Below are 16,681 nucleotides of genomic sequence, written 5' to 3'. Positions count from 1 at the left end.
CTGTTCGTTAGAGGACGTCCTCGTCGACCCACCCGAAGGTCTTCGTGACCGCCTTCTTCCAGTTGCGCAGCTGGCGGCTGCGTTCGGCTTCGTCCATCTGCGGCGTCCACCGGCTGTCTTCCTGCCAGTTGGTGCGCAGCTCGTCCAGGCCGCTCCAGAAACCGACGGCGAGGCCGGCAGCGTAGGCTGCGCCCAGCGCCGTCGTTTCGGCGACGACCGGTCGGACCACTGGAACACCGAGGATGTCGGCCTGGAATTGCATGAGCAGATTGTTCGCGATCATGCCGCCGTCGACCTTGATCTCGGTGAGGGGGACACCCGAGTCGGCGTTGACCGCATCGATGACCTCCCGCGTTTGAAAAGCCGTCGCCTCGAGTGCCGCTCGCGCGATGTGCCCCTTGTTCACAAACCGGGTGAGCCCGACCAGGGCCCCGCGGGCGTCTGAACGCCAGTACGGCGCGAACAGTCCCGAGAATGCGGGAACGAAATACGCTCCGCCGTTGTCGTCGACTGTTTTCGCGAGGGCCTCAATTTCTGAGGCTGAGCTGATCATGCCGAGGTTGTCGCGCATCCACTGCACCAGCGCACCGGTCACCGCGATGGAACCCTCCAGGGCGTAGTGCGGGGCGTCATCGCCGAGCTTGTACCCAAGGGTGGTCAACAGGCCGTTCTTGGAGTGCACAATTTCGGTGCCGGTGTTGAAAATCAGGAAGTTTCCGGTGCCGTAGGTGTTCTTGGCCTCGCCCTGATCGAACGCTGCCTGACCGAAGGTCGCGGCCTGCTGGTCGCCGAGGATACCGGCGACGGGGACCTCGCGCAGCAGGCTCGAGGTGTGCGCAGTGCCATAGATCTCCGACGAGGAACGGATCGACGGCAGCATTGACTTCGGAACGTCAAAGATGGCTACGATCTCATCGTCCCATTGCAGGGTTTCAAGGTCCATGAATAGCGTGCGACTGGCGTTGGTGACGTCGGTGGCGTGCACTCCGCCGTCAACGCCGCCGGTGAGGTTCCACAGGACCCAGGAATCGGTGGTGCCGAACAAAAGGTCGCCGGCATCCGCTTTGGCGCGAGCGCCCTCGACGTTTTCGAGGATCCAGACGATCTTGGTGCCGGAGAAGTAAGTCGCCAGCGGCAGCCCGACCTTCTTCTTGAACCGTTCGACCCCACCGTCAGCGGCGAGGCGGTCGACGATGGGCTGGGTGCGGGTGTCCTGCCAGACGATGGCGTTGTAGACGGGGACTCCGGTTGTCTTGTCCCAGACCACCGCGGTTTCACGTTGGTTGGTTATTCCGATGGCTTTGATATCGTGCCGGGTGAGGTTGGCCTTGGAGAGCGCCTGCCCGATCACTTCGCGGGTGTTGTCCCAGATTTCCTTCGGGTTGTGCTCGACCCAGCCGGCTTGCGGGAAAATCTGCTCGTGTTCGAGCTGTCCGGTCGAAACGATCGATCCGGCCTTATCGAAGATGATGGCCCGGGAACTGGTAGTTCCCTGGTCGATGGCGAGAATGTAGTCAGTCATTGGTGCGTGTCCTCCTAGTGAGTGTGCTTGGCGTTTGCGCGTGTGCAGATCTGGTCGCACGACAACGGACCGGTCCGCGGGGACCGGCCCGTTTGTTCAGGTCAGGTGAGCAGGGGAAGGAGCGGGATAGCCACCCAGCCGGCGAGCAGACCGCCGATGACGGGCCCGACTACGGGTACCCAGGAGTAGGCCCAGTCGGAGCTGCCCTTGCCCTTGATCGGCAAGATGAAGTGCGCGATGCGCGGACCAAGGTCACGGGCCGGGTTGATGGCGTACCCGGTGGGCCCACCGAGCGAGGTACCGATGACGATGACCAACAGGGCCACGGGAAGCGCTCCGAGAGACGCCAGACCGCCGTTGGCGCCCTGCCGGTCTCCACCGAAGGCGATGACGACGAAGACCAGTACGAACGTGCCGATGATTTCCGTGACGAGGTTCCAGCCGTAGGAGCGGATGGCTGGCCCGGTGGAGAATACCCCGAGCTTGTTGGCCGGGTCGGGTTCGGCGTCGAAGTGCTGCTTGTAAGCGAGCCAGCAGGCGACAGCGCCCAGGATGGCTCCAATCAGCTGCGCCCCGATATACGCGAGCACGGACACCACGTTGACGGGGACTCCCATCCCGAATTCCTTGGCTCCGTTGGCGACGAGCCCCAGGGTAACGGCGGGGTTGAGGTGTGCCCCCGAACGGTAGGCGACCACGACTCCGGCAAACACTGCGAAGCCCCAGCCGATGGTCACCATAAGGAACCCACCGCCAAGGCCCTTATTCTTGGCCAGGGCGACGTTGGCGACGACGCCGGTTCCGAGGAGAACCAGCATTGCAGTGCCCACGACCTCCGAGACGAATACAGCTCCGATATTTTCCACGAGAACCTTTCTGATCAGGTCGGGGACGCCGAAGCTGCCCCTCTGCGGCGAGCGGTTGGCAATAACATAGCGCGCGGTGTCGTGGAGGGGAATGGGCTGGCGGGGTTCATTGGGCCCCTTTCCGGGCGTGGTTTCAGCGCGTATGGTAATTTTTGGAAGACGGCTGCCCCGGGCGGTGCTGCCCGGGCCTTGCCGTGGTCCTCTCTCTGTCGAACCGTGGCATCACCGAGTGAATGGATGGTCATGAAGAAGCTCATCAACGATCCCAAGAACGTGGTCAACGACGCCGTCGCCGGATTCGAGGCGGCGCACGGTGACATTGTGCGTATCTCGCACGATCCGGTCTACATTGTGCGTAACGATGCCCCGGTGCAGGGAAAGGTGGGAATCGTCAGCGGTGGTGGAAGCGGGCACGAACCGCTGCACGGCGGTTTCGTCGGCTACGGCATGCTGGATGCCGCGGTGCCCGGAGCTGTTTTCACCTCACCGACTCCCGACCCGATCCTCGCGGCAACCCAGGCCGTCGATGGCGGCGCCGGCGTGCTGCACATCGTGAAAAACTACACCGGGGACGTGTTGAACTTTGAGACGGCGGCCGATCTGGCATCCGCTGAGGGTATCGACGTGCGCGCGGTCATCATTAACGACGATGTCGCCGTCAAGGACTCGCTCTACACGGCAGGTCGCCGGGGCGTGGCGGGCACGGTTCTGGTCGAGAAGATCACCGGGGCCGCCGCCGAACGCGGCGATGACCTCGATGCCGTGGTTACCGTCGCCGAAAAGGTGAATTCCCGCGTGCGCACAATGGGAGTCGCGCTCACTCCCTGTGTGGTGCCGCACGCCGGGGAGCCGAGTTTCGTGCTCGCCGACGATGAGATCGAGATCGGCATTGGAATTCACGGCGAGCCGGGGCGGGAGCGGATCAAGCTCGAGCCCGCCGACGCGATCGTGGACCGGCTGCTCGGCCCGATCCTTGAAGACCTGCCCTTTGTAAGCGGCGACGAAGTACTCCTATTCGTCAACGGCATGGGCGGTACACCGCAGATCGAGCTCTACATCGTCTTCCGCCGGGCCGCCGAAGTGCTCAAAGAGAAGGGAATCACGGTCACCCGGAGCCTCGTCGGCAACTACACGACCAGCCTGGAGATGGCGGGAACGTCCATCTCCGTTCTGAAACTCGACGACGAGCTCACGGGGCTGTGGGACGCCCCGGTGCAGACTGCGGCGCTACGGTGGGGACGGTAGAAGGAGATTCGATGACCCTGAACGATCAACCAGACTCCGTTTTCGCTGACGCCGCGCCAACGCTGGACACCGCCTGGACTGTGCGCTGGATTCGCCGGAGCGCTGAGGTGCTCGCGGCCAACCGTGCCGCCCTGAATACCCTCGACCGGGAAATCGGCGATGGCGATCACGGTGAGAATATGGATCGCGGTTTTCAGGCGATCCTGCCGAAGCTCGACGCTCTGCCCGACGAGACAACGCCCGGAGCGGTGCTGAAACTGGTCGCCACGACGTTGATCTCAACGGTTGGCGGTGCTGCCGGTCCGTTGTACGGCACGGCTTTTCTGAAGGCCTCCGGTGCTGTCGGGGACGCCGAGTGGGTGGATGCGGCCGCTCTGGTTTCCCTTCTGGCTGCAGCCCGCGACGGCATCGTGCTGCGTGGCAAAGCGGATGAGGGCGACAAGACCATGATCGACGCCTGGACACCGGCCGTGAACGCGGCGTTGTCTGCGCAAGCGGCCGGTACCGGGGTCGACGTCGTCTTGCTGGCCGCAGCGGATGCCGCAGCGCGCGGCGCGCAAGCCACCGAGCCGTTGGTGGCACGCAAGGGACGGGCGAGCTATCTCGGTGAGCGGGCGATCGGCCACCGGGATCCGGGTTCTCAGTCGACGTCGCTGCTGCTCCGCGCCGCTTTCGACGTGCTGGCGACCGCGTGATGGTCCGCGAGTGAGCGCGGCGGTATCCGCTGACCGCGTTGGCCTGGTTTTTGTCTCGCACAGCGAGAAAATCGCGGCGGGGCTGGTTGAACTTGCGCGTCAGATGGCGCCGACGGTGCAACTGGTCGCTGCGGGAGGAACGGATACCGGGGGGATCGGTACCAGCTTTGAGAAGATCAGCGACGGCATCACCGCGGCGAACGGCGGCGTCGGCGTGGTGATTCTGTGTGATCTGGGTTCGGCGATTCTGACCGCGGAAACCGCGCGTGATTTTCTTGACGATGCCGAGCAAAACCAGGTGCGAATTGTGGACGCGCCGCTGGTCGAGGGCGGGGTGGCCGCAGCCGTGGCCGCAGAGATCGGGGGAGACCTCGATGCGGTCGTGGCGGCCGCGCAGTCAGCGCTGCACCCGTCGAGTAGCGCCCCAACGGCCGCTGAACAGCCCGCAGCGGCCGGGGTCTCGCGCACCGTGATCCTCGTCAACAAAGACGGATTGCATGCACGACCCGCCGCAGAATTCGTGAATCTGGTGAGCACGTTCTCGGTTCCGATCACCGTGAACGGCACGGACGCCAGCAGCCTGCTGAGCATCATGTCGCTCGGTCTGGCTCGGGGAAGCAGCGTGCAGCTGTCGTCGACTGACCAGTCGGCCGGCCCGGCGATCACCGCCCTCGCAGAACTGTTGGAATCAGGTTTCGGGGAAGAGTAGGCCAGACTCCAGAGGTTTGCCGCAAAGTCGCAGAGCGGTTACGTGCCTAATTGTCCAATTCGGCGTATCGTAATGGCATGATTCAGGACAGGAAGACCCCACGAGGCCCGGAACAGTGGGACGCGACCGATTTTCGGTCATGCCCGATCTGCTCACACGCCATGCGAGAACACGCCATCGACCATTCATCGCGAAATACCGTGGTCGACTGCCCGGTTCCGCACCCCGGAGCCTGGGACCGAGACGCTTTCGAGCCGGTCAATGAATTCGGAATGGTGATTCACCACTCGCACGCCTAAGTCGTCAGGGCGAAGTGGCGCTGAGTGGATGCTTCCGCATTCGCGGGTCTGGCCTGTGTGCACGGGGGTGCCCAGTGGGTCTGCTCATAGTCGAGGAGGCCGTGGAATGCGACCCCGGACGGTGGATCAGCCCCGGAGCACGACAAGACTGGCCGAGGAGTGACAGTCATGTCGTGGATCGTACTTATCGCGTCCGGAGTGCTGGAGGCCGTCTGGACGACCGCGCTCGGCAGGTCCGTGGGTTTCACCAAATTGTGGCCGACCGTCATTTTCGGTGCAGGGCTCGCGCTGAGCATGGGAGGCCTGGCCGGGGCAATGCGCGAAATCCTAATTGGGGAGGCTATGCCGTCGGGGTTGGCATCGGCGCACCTCTAACGGTGATCGGGGCGATGGTCAGCGGGACACCAGCATTTTCTGGCTGTAGATCGCTTTGCTTGTCGGGCTCATCGGCTGCGTCGTCGGCCTCAAGCTCGTGCACGCCCCTACCGAGGCTACAACCCTCGGGGACACATCTCGAGGCGCGTCGACGAGCTCGCGCTAACCGAGGAGCTCGTCAACGTAACACCAACGCCACAATTCCCTCGGCTCGGCGCTGCACATGATGGGGTGGCCGGACTCTTGGAAATGCCTGGTCGCGTGCTGACCGACGGATGAATCGCAGCACCCCACCTTGCCGCACAGTAGGCACATCCGAAGGTGTACCGGGGTAGTGCCTTCGCGTACACAGTCGTAGCATTCCGAGTCCGGTGGCACTGGATGCTCACCGACGGCCCGTAAATGCTCGCAGCCGCCGGCGCCCAGGGGGACTCCAGCGGTGTCGGGCCGGATCGCGGCAGGAGCTTCGGCACTGAAGGTGCTGCCCGCGTCGTCAGGCGAGGTGTCCAACATAGATTCTTCAACATCGAGCATCTCAAGCACTTCGCTGATTACCTCGTGGGCGTATTCTCCCGAGCGGCGCAGTTTCAGAACCCGGGCGCGCTCCGCATCGAGCATAGCCAGCCGCAACTGTACGTAGCGTTTACTGGGAGTGCGGTCAGCGAACTCCGATCGTCCGAGGCGTTCCCAGGCCGCCCGGTTGCGTTCCTGGGTGCGGCGTTCGAGCATGTCGAGCACCTCAGGCGGATCGTCGGGCCGAGTGTGCCGCCGCAAGTTTTCTATTCCCGCAGCGGTGGCCTGATCCATTAGCGCAGCCTGGCTGAGCGCATCCGCTTTGGTATCAGGACCACGTACCCCCAGCAGGCGAACGAGCCGCGGCAAGCTCAGGCCCTGCACAACCAGGGTTCCGGCCACCACTCCTAGGGCGGCGAGAACGAGGACTGGACGGTGGGCGACGCCTTCCGGTAGGGCGAACACCGCAGCCAGGGTGACGACACCGCGCATGCCAGCCCACGACACGATGGTGGGCAACTGCCAGGGCGGTGCGGGGTCGACCTGTCGAATTTTGGGTATCAGCCGAGGGAGATAAATCGCTGGGAACACCCAAATCGGGCGCAACAGGAGAACCGCAACGAGGATGACAGCGCAAGCACCCCAGATACGCCCGGCACCGAGCGAGTCGCCTGAGGTCGCCTCAATTATCGACCGTACCTGTAATCCGATCAGAAGAAAAACGGAGTTCTCGAGCAGAAACTGCGCCGTCGCCCAGTTGCTGCGCTGACTCAATCGCGACGCGCCGCCCGGCATAGCTGGCGTTCTTGTACCGATCACGAGGCCGGCGACAACGACAGCCAACACGCCAGATGCGTTGACTCCCTCAGCAGGAATATAGGCCACAAACGGGGCTGCAAGAGACATAGACGTGTTTATGGCCACGTTGCGAACCCGTTTTCGGATCTGCAGCAGGAGCCACGCCGCGACCAAGCCGATCACTACAGCCCCACCGGCAGCAAAAGCGAGGTCTGACGCCACTTGCCAGACGGTGACGCTCCCGCCAATGGCGACGATCGCCGTGCGAAGAAGCACCAGCGCGGTCGCATCATTGACCAGCGACTCACCCTCCAAAAGGCTCACAACCCGCCGCGGGAGCCCAACTCGGCGCGCGATCGTGGTCGCCGCGACTGCATCCGGCGGAGCCACCACCGCACCCAGGGCAAATGCAGCAGCCACGGGAATTTCTGGGATCAACCACCAGACGATCAGGCCGATCGCCACGGTGCCAAAAATGACATATCCGACCGACAGCAGGCCGATAGACCGCAGGTTCGTGCGAAATTCAACCAGGGAGGTACGGATAGCGGCCGCGTACAGCAGTGGAGGAAGAATTCCCACCAACACCAGTTCCGGATCCAACTTCACCGCTGGAATAAACGGCAGATATGAGCCGATGACACCGACCACAACGAGCAGCAGTGGAACAGACAGGTTCAAGCGTCTAGCGAGTGCGCTGGCCGCGCAGACGACAACGACGAGAGTGAGAAGACCGAGTGATACGTCCATCCTTTACCGCCAAGAGTTTAAGGTGCCTGACTACGGCAAGATATGTCCAGCGGCCGTGAAGAGTCGGTACCACTCTTCGCGCGTGAGGGCGATATCAGACCCCGCGGCCGAATCGATCAGATGGTGAACGCTGGTCGTGCCGAGTACAACCTGCATGTGGGCGGGATGACGAGTGATCCAGGCTACGGCGATGGCAGCCGGGGGAGCATCGTAGGTTCGAGCAAGGTCCTCGATGACGTTGTTCAACGCGGCATAGTTTTCTCGATCGTTCAGGAAAATACCGTCGAAGAAACCCTTCTGGAACGGCGACCATGCCTGCAGGGTGATGTTGTTCAGTCGGCAGTAATCGAGAATGCCGTTGTCCCGGTCGATGGACTGGTCCAGGCCAGCCATGTTGGCCGAGACGCCGGCGGCGATCAGGGGCGCATGCGTGATGCTCAACTGCACCTGGTTGACGATGAGCGGCTGGGCCACCGAGCTTTTCAATAGCTCTACCTGTCCCGGAGTGTGATTGGAGACGCCGAAATTGAGTACTTTTCCCGCATCGTGCAAAATGTTGAACGCCTCCGCGACCTCGTCGGGTTCCACCAGGGCGTCAGGGCGGTGCAGCAGCAGCATGTCGAGGTAATCGGTCTTCAACGCCGTGAGCGACTCGTCGACCGATCGAAGGATGTGCTCCCTGGAGAAGTCCCAGAAGCCCGATCGAATGCCGACCTTTGACTGGATGGCGACACGTGCCCGATCTTCTGCCGAAAACGATACGGCGTCGCCAAAACGCCGCTCACATTCGTGGGGTTCGCTGCCGTACACGTCGGCGTGATCAAAGAAATTTATGCCGGCCTCTCTGGACGCTTCAACCAAGGATCGGATCTCTTCGTCGGCCAGGGGAACGATCCGCATCAGCCCCAGAATGATGTTGGAGACCTCGAAGTGTGTATTCGGTAACGTCATTGTCTTCATACCTCCAGTCTGGGTGCAGACGGGCCAGAACAACACCCCGGTCTATTACTTTTGGAAGGGAACGCTTTCTGTGCGTCAGGCGGACCGGAGTAGGGGAAAAATCCTATATTCCGGACCTCTCATCGATCTGGGTTGCCCCGTCTCATCTAAAGTGAGGCAGAGATGGCCGGAATTTCGCCGCTACCTCATTTAGGGCAAAGGGCTGTTACGGTTGACGCCCGGTCATTGGGCATAATTTCGGGACAGTCAAACGGGCGCCGCCGCCTCCCAGCACGGTCAGAACCGCCAACTTTCGGGGGAGCGTCCGTAGGAGGTCCCACTAGCGGGCGCTCCCGTTTCGTCCCTCTGATCTCGCTCGGTGTCAGCTGAAAACATGCACCGGTAGCGACTGTCAACGATGTCTTCACGGCTCAGGAGATTGAGCGCCCAGCAGGGCACGCGTTTACACGTTGCTAGGGAGAGCGTCGCTGCCGATGAGGCAATCAGCGCAGCAGCTTTCGGGAAATAATCGGGTGGGGCGCGGCTCTCCGATATCGCTGGTGAGCGTGCCGCGAGATCGCAAGTTGAAGGTGCTGACGTTGACCACTTTTCGCGGCGTCGCTTGGAACACTTGTAGCCGAGCGCCGGTGTCAGTTAGATGGCTGGGTGCGAGTCATTCTGGTCTCGGAGCCCCTGCGCGGCACAGCCCTGACCGGCTGTCGCAGGCCGTGAATACGGCGCCATTGCAGATGCTTGTCCGCTCGGTTCACGGGGCAACCTAAACCGGGCGCGTGCTGCGCGCCGGGCGATGTGCCGCAGTGCGGCAAGCCCGTAAATCACAAAGATCACACACGTGACGGCCACGACGAGATCGCCGTAAGAAGTGCGCGCGAGGATCGACGTGAAATCCGCGAGTCCGTGAATGACTATCAGCGGCCAGATCCACGAGAAGCGGTATTGAAACGCGGCGAGAGCGAAGCCGTAGGTCGCTGAGGCGAGCACGTTCGTCAGGACGTCGTACGTTTCCCTGTCCGTGGTGGCGAAGGCGGACAGGTGTTGCATCCCGAATAGCGCTGCTGTTACCGCAACGGCAGGAATGGCGGTGAAGCTTCGGCTCAACCGACTGAGCACGACTCCACAGCTGATGAGTTCTTCATTGAATCCAACCAGGAGGAGCGTGAGAGTCCAGAGGCCGAAACCTGGTGGCTGATCCGTGAGACCGTTCGGCACTACCCGGAACACCGCCTCGGCAAACGGGACGGGAAACGGTTAACACAGTGCGCACGAAACGGCCCCAACATCGAAAAAGCTGCGGCTTGTTCAGGGCGCAGCGTGCGTATTTCGCAATACGCTCAACGTATGGACTCGCGAAGGCGGAGGAGGCCCCCGACGCGCCGATTGCTTGCAAGGTCCGTGTGATTTTGTTCGCATCAAAACTTCGCTGCTGGGAGTCTCCTCGTCGGCGTCAGTATGCAGAACACCGCCACCTCAGAGGGTTGTAAAGCTCCTGCATCGTTGGGAATACCATCAAGAATCTCGGCGATGTGAATTTCACGCCCCGGGCTCGTGTCATACCTCGGTATTGACATAATGCATATTATCGGTCATGCGCCCGGGCGTCCGAGAGGGGTGCCTGATGCGCCGTCCGCAGCTTCCACCCGGCCTGAACCTGGCTTGAATCAGCCAGGAGTCGCAGAGAACTCGCCTGACGGGGTGGGGACGAACAGCATGGTCGACCGCATCACCCCCGAACCACGGATGCCGACCGCGCCCTGGTCGCCGATACCATCTGCGTGTGCGACGCCTGGACCGTGGTCTGCGAACCCTTCTTCCAGTGGGTATCGCAGGACTCCTTCGCTGACGCACGCCCGCCCTACGAACGATTGCGCACCCAGCTCGTCGCCGATGTCGAGCCCTACGAGCTGATGAAACCACGGTTGTTGTATGCCAGCCACCAGGGCCTGTGCTATTTCGCACATTTGATGGGATACCGGCTCGTGCGCGATGCCGCGGTCCATCCGCTGAACGCCGCGTTCCTTCGGGCCTACATGGACGAGGAGGGCTCCCCCACACTCAAGCCGGTGCCCGGCATCGACCTCGACGCGTACAAGAGCGAGCTCATCGCGCGCTTCTCCAACCCGAGCGTGCGCGACACCGTCCCCAGGCTCTGCAACGAATCCTGCGACCGAATTCCCAAGTGGCTCGTGCCGGTGATCGTCGACCAACTCGCGGCCGGGCGTTCGATGGCCCTGTCGGCGGCCATCGTGGCGAACTGGGTCCGCTACGCCGAGGGCACGGATGAGCTGGGCCAGCCCATCGACGTCGCCGACCGTCTCAAATATCCCGTCATGCAGAACGCCGCCGGATTCGCCGCCGACCGGAATTCCTTCCTGCAGGACTGCGACCGGTTCGGCGACCTCGTCGACGAACCGACGTTTGCCCGGGCCTACGACCGGGCGCTCGAGTTGCTGCACACCGTCGGTGCGCGAGCGACTCTGGTCGAGTTGCTCGCGTAGCCAGCTGCCGGGTCAGGCGTCGACGTAGGCCGCGAGGTGTTGGCCGGTGAGTGTGGCTCGACTGGCCACGAGGTCGGCCGGCGTTCCCTCAAAGACGATTCGGCCGCCGTCGTGGCCGGCCCCTGGACCCAGGTCGATGATCCAGTCGGCGTGCGCCATCACCGCCTGATGGTGTTCAATCACGATGACCGACTTGCCCGAGTCGACGAGCCGGTCCAGCAGGCCGAGCAGATTCTCCACGTCGGCAAGGTGCAGACCGGCGGTCGGCTCATCCAGAACGTACACCTCACCCTTGTCGGCCATCTGGGTGGCGAGTTTGAGCCGCTGGCGCTCACCGCCTGACAGCGTCGGCAACGGCTGGCCGAGTCGGAGATAGCCGAGCCCCACATCGGACAGGCGCACCAGAATGGCATGAGCGGCCGGAATTCGAGACTCCCCCGCTCCGAAGAACTCCTCGGCTTCGGTCACCGACATCGCCAGCACCTCGCTGATGTCGCGTCCATTCAGGTGGAAGTCCAAAACGGATGCCTGGAACCGCTTCCCTTCGCAGACCTCGCAGGGAATGGCGACGCCGGCCATGATTCCAAGGTCGGTGTAGATGACGCCGGCGCCGTTGCAGCTCGGGCAGGCGCCCTCGGAATTAGAACTGAACAGGGCCGGTTTCACCCCGTTAACCTTCGCGAACGCCTTGCGGATCGGCTCGAGCATGCCCGTGTAGGTTGCGGGGTTGCTGCGCCTGGATCCCTTGATCGCACCCTGGTCGACTGATACCACGCCGTCCCGCCCCGAGACTGAGCCGGTGACCAGTGAGCTTTTCCCCGACCCGGCGACGCCGGTCAGCACCGTCAGCACGCCCAACGGGATATCGACGTCGACGTTGGTCAGGTTGTGTGCGCTCGCACCGCGCACTGGCAGGACACCCGTGGGTGCACGCACGCTCGGTTTCACGGTCGCGCGATCATCCAGGTGCCGACCGGTCAGCGTGCCGCTACTACGAAGCCCGGCGAGGGAACCCTCGAAGACCACCTCGCCGCCGTTCGTTCCCGCGCCGGGGCCGAGATCGATGATGTGGTCGGCGATCTGGATCATCTCCGGCTTGTGCTCGACAACGAGCACGGTATTGCCCTTGTCGCGCAGCTGTATCAACAGCGTGTTCATACGCTGGATATCGTGTGGGTGCAGCCCGATGGTCGGTTCGTCAAAGACATAGGTGACGTCGGTGAGCGAGGATCCGAGGTGACGGATCATCTTTGTGCGCTGCGACTCACCGCCGGAGAGAGTGCCGGAAGCACGGTCGAGGGACAGATACCCCAGCCCGATCTGCACAAAGGAGTCCAACAGCAGCCGCAAGGCAGTGAGCAGGGGCGCAACGGACGAATCGTTCAGGCCGGTGACCCATTCGGCGAGGTCGCTGATCTGCATGGCACAGGCATCCGCAATGCTGATCTCGTTGATTTGCGACGACCGGGCACCCTCATTGAGTCGGGTGCCGGTGCAGTCGGGGCAGACCGTGAACGTGACCGCCCGCTCGACAAACGCGCGAATATGCGGCTGCAGGGTGTCGACGTCCTTGCTGAGCATCGATTTCTGGATCTTCGGAATCAGGCCTTCGTAGGTGAGGTTGATTCCCTCGATTTTGATCTTGGTCGGCCCCTTGTGCAGAAGGTCGGCCAGTTCCTTCTTGGTGAAATCCCTGATCGGCTTGTCGGCGTCGAAGAAGCCACAACCGTTGAAAATGCGACCGTACCAGCCGTCCATGCTGTACCCGGGGATACTCAGGGCGCCACCGTTGATGGACTTGCGCTCGTCGTAAAGCGCGGTCAGGTCGATGTCGGTGACCGAACCCCGCCCCTCGCAGCGGGAACACATGCCCCCGGTGATGCTGAAGGTGCGGCGTTCCCTCACGGTCGTTCCGCCGCGTTCGATCGAGACCGCGCCCGCTCCGCTGATCGAGGCGACGTTGAACGAATAGGCCTGCGGCGAGCCGAGGTACGGCTGACCGAGTCGGCTGAAGAGGACGCGCAGCAGCGCGTTCGCGTCGGTGGCCGTGCCGACGGTGGAACGCGCGTTGGCGCCCATCCGCTCCTGGTCGACGATGATAGCCGTCGTCAGCCCGTCGAGCACATCGACATCCGGCCTGGCCAGTGTGGGCATGAAACCCTGCACAAACGTGCTGTAGGTTTCGTTGATCATGCGCTGGGATTCGGCAGCGATGGTGCCGAACACGAGGGAGCTCTTTCCGGACCCGGACACGCCAGTGAACAGGGTCAGCCGGCGCTTGGGAATCTGAACGCTGACATTCTTGAGATTGTTTTCGCGGGCGCCCTGCACGCGGATCAGGTCATGGCTGTCTGCGACCTGGCGTTCAGCTGACGGGATGTTCGTGGTGAGGGTCTCGCTCATCTTTGCTCCTGTGATTAGTGGCACTGGGCAGGTGTCGGGCCCACCAGTCCAGAATAATCTCGAACCGTTGCAAACGGTGGCGGGGGTGACCGGTGCGGCTGAGGTCGTGGTTCTCCCCCGGAAAAACGACCAGTTCGGACTCCACTCCCCCACGTTTGAGCGCAGCGTAGTAGCGCTCGCCCTGCGACAGCGGGCAGCGCAGGTCCTGCGCTGAGTGCAGCACCAGGGTCGGGGTCGTCACCCGGCCGACCAGAAACTGTGGGCTCTGTGCCTGCAGCAGGGCGGCATCTGTACCGGCGTATTCGTCGCCGAAGAAGTCGCCGATGTCGCTCGTCCCGACGAACCCTTGCGGATCCAGAAAGCCGCGTTCCACGATGGCCGCCGCGAACCGGTGTTCGTGCGCGATCGTCCACGCGGTCAGATAGCCGCCGTAGGATCCGCCCATGATACCGACACGGTGGGCGTCGAGGGTGGGCTCGGCGCTGAGAGCGCCAGCGAGAAAGTCCAGCACGTCGGCCAGGTCGAGGGTGCCCATGCGCTGGCGGATGGCGCGCCCGTGGGCCAGGCCATAACCGGATGACCCGCGCGGGTTGCAGAGAACCACCGCGTAGCCCGCGTCGACGTAGACCTGGGTCTCATCGAGGAGCGCACCGGTGTATTGAGCGAACGGTCCTCCGTGAATGGTCAGAAGCACCGGATGCGGTCCCGGCCCTGCCGGAGTGTGCACCCAGCCGTGCACCGGATAGCCGTCTCGTCCGGTGACCGTGAGCTCGATTCCGGGGATCAGTCCGGTGGCGCGCAGGGCCAAGGAAAAATCGGTGAGGCGTTTCGGCGGGGTCTCCGAAGCGTGACTGCCGGTGAGGCCCGGGTGGATGAGAACGAGGTCACCTGTCGTGCGGGCGGACTGCACCGCGACAACGACGGCGTCGCCGCAGGCATCCATTGAGGCGGCGACGGTGGCTCCGCAGTCGAGTGACTGCACCCGCCCCTCGCGCTCCACCCGTACCAGCTCGACCCGGCCACGACGACCCGTGAGCACGAGCACGGAGCCGTCCGTCAACGGACAGATTCCCCCGGTGGCATCGAGGTCGAGCAGATCCTGGTCGGTCTGGTTCGGGTCGGTCACCCGAATGGGTGCTGAACCGTCAAGCGAGACACCACTTCGGTAAAGAGCGGTCACCCGGCCGACGAAGTCTCGCCCGCTCGCACCCACGTCGGTTGCGAGCAGCCAGAGGGTACCGTCCTCGGCAGAGGCCAGCGCCGAGATACTGAGGTTTTGGGCCGCAGGCACGAAGGTGCGAAGCGGCGCGATGGTCTCGTTTGAAGCGGTATCGGTGCTGTCGCGGAGTGTGAGTTCGACCACCTCACTGCGGAGGTCGGTGTACCGTTCGGCCTGACGGGCCGAGATGGTCAGGAGCCTGGAACCGTCGGGCGAGAAGGCCAGCCCGGAATGATCGAAGTCTCCCTCGGTCAGCTGGCGGGCGACCGGTACTCCACTCGCGAAGCTGGCCGGATCCAAAAGGTCCGGTGTTGGCGCGCTACCCGGCGGGTTGCCGGACGGCGCCTGCGGTGCGTCGGTCACGGACGGCGCTACGGCGGGGGTCGGTTCGCCCCAGACATCGGGCACGACGGCGAGAAACACGTGTACGCGACGGTCACTGGTGTAGCCGACGCCGTTCGAACGATAACGCAGGGTATCGAAGCGGCGGGCCGGTTCCGAGTCGGCCGACAGACCCGCAACCGTGCCATAACGACCCTGCTCGGGGACCCGGGCCAGGAAGGCAATCCGGTCACCGTCCGGATGCCAGCGAAAGTCGCTCACGCCGAGAACCGCGTCGGTGACCGCCACGGGCTCGCCGCCGGCCGCATCAACGACGTGCAGCTGCGCGGCGCCGCCGGCATCGGCGCGCAGAAACCCGATTAGGCTGCCATCCGGAGAAAACCGGGGCGCCGAGTCACGAAAGCCGCGCGTGATGCGGCGCGGAGCCGGCTCCCCTGCCAGCGCGACGGTAAAGAGCTGGCCGACGTAATCATCCGCTGAAAAGTCGGCGTGTACCTGGGAGAACACCGCCCGCGACCCATCGGGATGGATCGTCGGGCGTGACAGCGACCCGAGTAAGGGAAGATCGGCAGCCTTCATCGCTTGGTCGCCCGCTATTCGCCGGCGAACCCGGACGTGTCGCCGACCAGGCGAGTGTTGCCGGCCGGGACCGGCGAGGTCGCGGCCAGGACGATTTCCGCTGCGAACTCGCTCACGTTGTACAGGCGACCGGCCGCCTCCTTGCGGGCACTCAGAGCGCCAGGGTTGGACCGTTCGAGCAGCGTCGCCGTGATGGTGCCCTCGATCATGTCACCGGACACCACGACGAATCCGATACCGGACTCTTCGAGCTGGGGAATGACGGCGCGCAGGGCGTCTTCGCCGGCGCGCTTACTGCGGGCGACCGGCTCATACTCCGGCATGGTAGGTGTGGTCTTGATGAAGTGTGCCTGGTGGCTGGTGACGTAGACCACCCGGGAATCGTCACCGAGCAGGGGTACGGCGCCGTTGAGTAGATTGACCTGTGCGTCACGATTGAGCTTGATGGCGTAGTCCGCCGCCATGCCGCTCTCCATGCCGCCAGATGCGTTCATCACAAGAATGTCGAGGCCACCGAATTCGCTCGTGATGGTCGCGAACATCGCGGCGACCGATGCCGGATCGGTCAGGTCGGCACCGACGGTGATGGCGTCTCCCCCGGCGGCGCGAATGGCGTCGCGAAGCTTGTTCGCGCGTGCCTCTTTATTGCGGTAGTTGATGACGACGCGCGCTCCGGCCTCGGCGAAATAGCCGACAGTGTCGGCGCCGATGCCACGGGACGAGCCAGTGACGAGTACACGCTTGCCCTCGAGTGATCCTGCTGCAAGTGGATTGGTCACGCGTGCTCCTCAAGAATTCGGTCTGTTTGTGTCCGTGATGAAGTGTGCCCTGATCGGCCACTACCTACGCTTTCGACCTTATCAACAAGCCTCGGCCGCTCCCCCGGCGTGTTGTCGTCGGTACCTGCTAGT

General features: G+C 63.4%; 12 protein-coding genes and 1 pseudogene. 5 read left to right on the top strand and 8 right to left on the bottom strand.

Annotated features, from left to right (window positions below):
• Window positions 1–7 precede the first annotated feature (7 nt).
• Together glpK and BLS91_RS07910 are read right to left on the bottom strand one after the other, a co-directional pair.
• Window positions 8–1,522, bottom strand: coding sequence for a glycerol kinase GlpK (glpK, locus tag BLS91_RS07915; protein ID WP_092340170.1), 1,515 nt, complete (start codon window positions 1,520–1,522; stop codon window positions 8–10).
• A gap of 101 nt (window positions 1,523–1,623) precedes the next feature.
• On the bottom strand, window positions 1,624–2,388 hold the full coding sequence (locus BLS91_RS07910) for an MIP/aquaporin family protein (RefSeq protein ID WP_092340169.1): 765 nt from the start codon (window positions 2,386–2,388) through the stop codon (window positions 1,624–1,626).
• A gap of 243 nt (window positions 2,389–2,631) precedes the next feature.
• Here BLS91_RS07910 and dhaK point away from each other — a divergent pair, with 243 nt between their 5' ends.
• From dhaK to BLS91_RS21155, 4 genes and pseudogenes are all read left to right on the top strand, one after another.
• Window positions 2,632–3,633 carry a dihydroxyacetone kinase subunit DhaK gene (gene dhaK, locus BLS91_RS07905; protein ID WP_092340221.1) on the top strand — a complete coding sequence of 334 codons (1,002 nt, stop codon included), beginning with the start codon at window positions 2,632–2,634 and terminating at the stop codon, window positions 3,631–3,633.
• Between the two features lie 11 nt (window positions 3,634–3,644).
• Window positions 3,645–4,328, top strand: coding sequence for a dihydroxyacetone kinase subunit DhaL (gene dhaL / locus BLS91_RS20555; RefSeq protein WP_092340168.1), 684 nt, complete (start codon window positions 3,645–3,647; stop codon window positions 4,326–4,328).
• A gap of 10 nt (window positions 4,329–4,338) precedes the next feature.
• On the top strand, window positions 4,339–5,037 hold the full coding sequence (gene dhaM, locus BLS91_RS07895) for a dihydroxyacetone kinase phosphoryl donor subunit DhaM (RefSeq protein ID WP_233206220.1): 699 nt from the start codon (window positions 4,339–4,341) through the stop codon (window positions 5,035–5,037).
• Window positions 5,038–5,504: 467 nt separating this feature from the next.
• A pseudogene (locus tag BLS91_RS21155) lies at window positions 5,505–5,877 on the top strand (DMT family transporter).
• Here the strand turns inward: BLS91_RS21155 and BLS91_RS07885 are convergent.
• From BLS91_RS07885 to BLS91_RS07875, 3 genes are all read right to left on the bottom strand, one after another.
• Window positions 5,874–7,772, bottom strand: a complete 1,899-nt coding sequence (locus BLS91_RS07885; protein WP_092340167.1) for a Na+/H+ antiporter — start codon at window positions 7,770–7,772, stop codon at window positions 5,874–5,876. The pseudogene BLS91_RS21155 and the gene BLS91_RS07885 overlap by 4 nt on opposite strands.
• Before the next feature lie 30 nt (window positions 7,773–7,802).
• A complete protein-coding gene (locus BLS91_RS07880; protein ID WP_092340166.1) occupies window positions 7,803–8,732 on the bottom strand; it encodes an aldo/keto reductase in 930 nt (309 codons plus the stop codon).
• Window positions 8,733–9,365: 633 nt separating this feature from the next.
• Entirely contained in the window at window positions 9,366–9,941 is a 576-nt protein-coding gene (locus tag BLS91_RS07875) for a CPBP family intramembrane glutamic endopeptidase (RefSeq protein WP_159433833.1), read from the bottom strand.
• A gap of 563 nt (window positions 9,942–10,504) precedes the next feature.
• Between BLS91_RS07875 and BLS91_RS07870 the strand changes: the two genes are divergently transcribed.
• The gene (locus BLS91_RS07870) at window positions 10,505–11,227 is read left to right on the top strand and encodes a mannitol dehydrogenase family protein (protein WP_241983137.1); all 723 of its coding nucleotides are present in this window, start codon (window positions 10,505–10,507) and stop codon (window positions 11,225–11,227) included.
• Between the two features lie 12 nt (window positions 11,228–11,239).
• Here the strand turns inward: BLS91_RS07870 and BLS91_RS07865 are convergent, their stop codons facing one another.
• The 3 genes from BLS91_RS07865 to BLS91_RS07855 are packed head-to-tail and all read right to left on the bottom strand — an operon-like array spanning window position 11,240 to window position 16,549.
• Entirely contained in the window at window positions 11,240–13,630 is a 2,391-nt protein-coding gene (locus tag BLS91_RS07865; RefSeq protein ID WP_092340163.1) for an ATP-binding cassette domain-containing protein, read from the bottom strand.
• Window positions 13,593–15,770 carry a S9 family peptidase gene (locus BLS91_RS07860; RefSeq protein ID WP_092340162.1) on the bottom strand — a complete coding sequence of 726 codons (2,178 nt, stop codon included), beginning with the start codon at window positions 15,768–15,770 and terminating at the stop codon, window positions 13,593–13,595. The genes BLS91_RS07865 and BLS91_RS07860 overlap by 38 nt, the downstream gene beginning before the upstream one ends.
• 14 nt (window positions 15,771–15,784) lie before the next feature.
• Window positions 15,785–16,549: an SDR family oxidoreductase gene (locus BLS91_RS07855; RefSeq protein ID WP_092340161.1), complete on the bottom strand. Its 765-nt coding sequence runs from the start codon at window positions 16,547–16,549 to the stop codon at window positions 15,785–15,787.
• Window positions 16,550–16,681 lie beyond the last annotated feature (132 nt).

The organism is Cryobacterium flavum (genome assembly GCF_900103805.1).
GTDB lineage: Bacteria > Actinomycetota > Actinomycetes > Actinomycetales > Microbacteriaceae > Cryobacterium > Cryobacterium flavum.
The sequence above is the reverse complement of the archived record's forward strand: the minus strand, read 5'-3'. Positions and strand labels throughout refer to the sequence as shown.

Bases quoted from the DNA above. Each gene is read 5' to 3' on its own strand.
- glpK (WP_092340170.1), bottom strand. From the start codon at position 1,522: ATGACTGACTACATTCTCGCCATCGACCAGGGAACTACCAGTTCCCGG.
- dhaK (WP_092340221.1), top strand. From the start codon at position 2,632: ATGAAGAAGCTCATCAACGATCCCAAGAACGTGGTCAACGACGCCGTC.
- dhaL (WP_092340168.1), top strand. From the start codon at position 3,645: ATGACCCTGAACGATCAACCAGACTCCGTTTTCGCTGACGCCGCGCCA.
- BLS91_RS07885 (WP_092340167.1), bottom strand. From the start codon at position 7,772: ATGGACGTATCACTCGGTCTTCTCACTCTCGTCGTTGTCGTCTGCGCG.
- BLS91_RS07880 (WP_092340166.1), bottom strand. From the start codon at position 8,732: ATGAAGACAATGACGTTACCGAATACACACTTCGAGGTCTCCAACATC.
- BLS91_RS07865 (WP_092340163.1), bottom strand. From the start codon at position 13,630: ATGAGCGAGACCCTCACCACGAACATCCCGTCAGCTGAACGCCAGGTC.
- BLS91_RS07860 (WP_092340162.1), bottom strand. From the start codon at position 15,770: ATGAAGGCTGCCGATCTTCCCTTACTCGGGTCGCTGTCACGCCCGACG.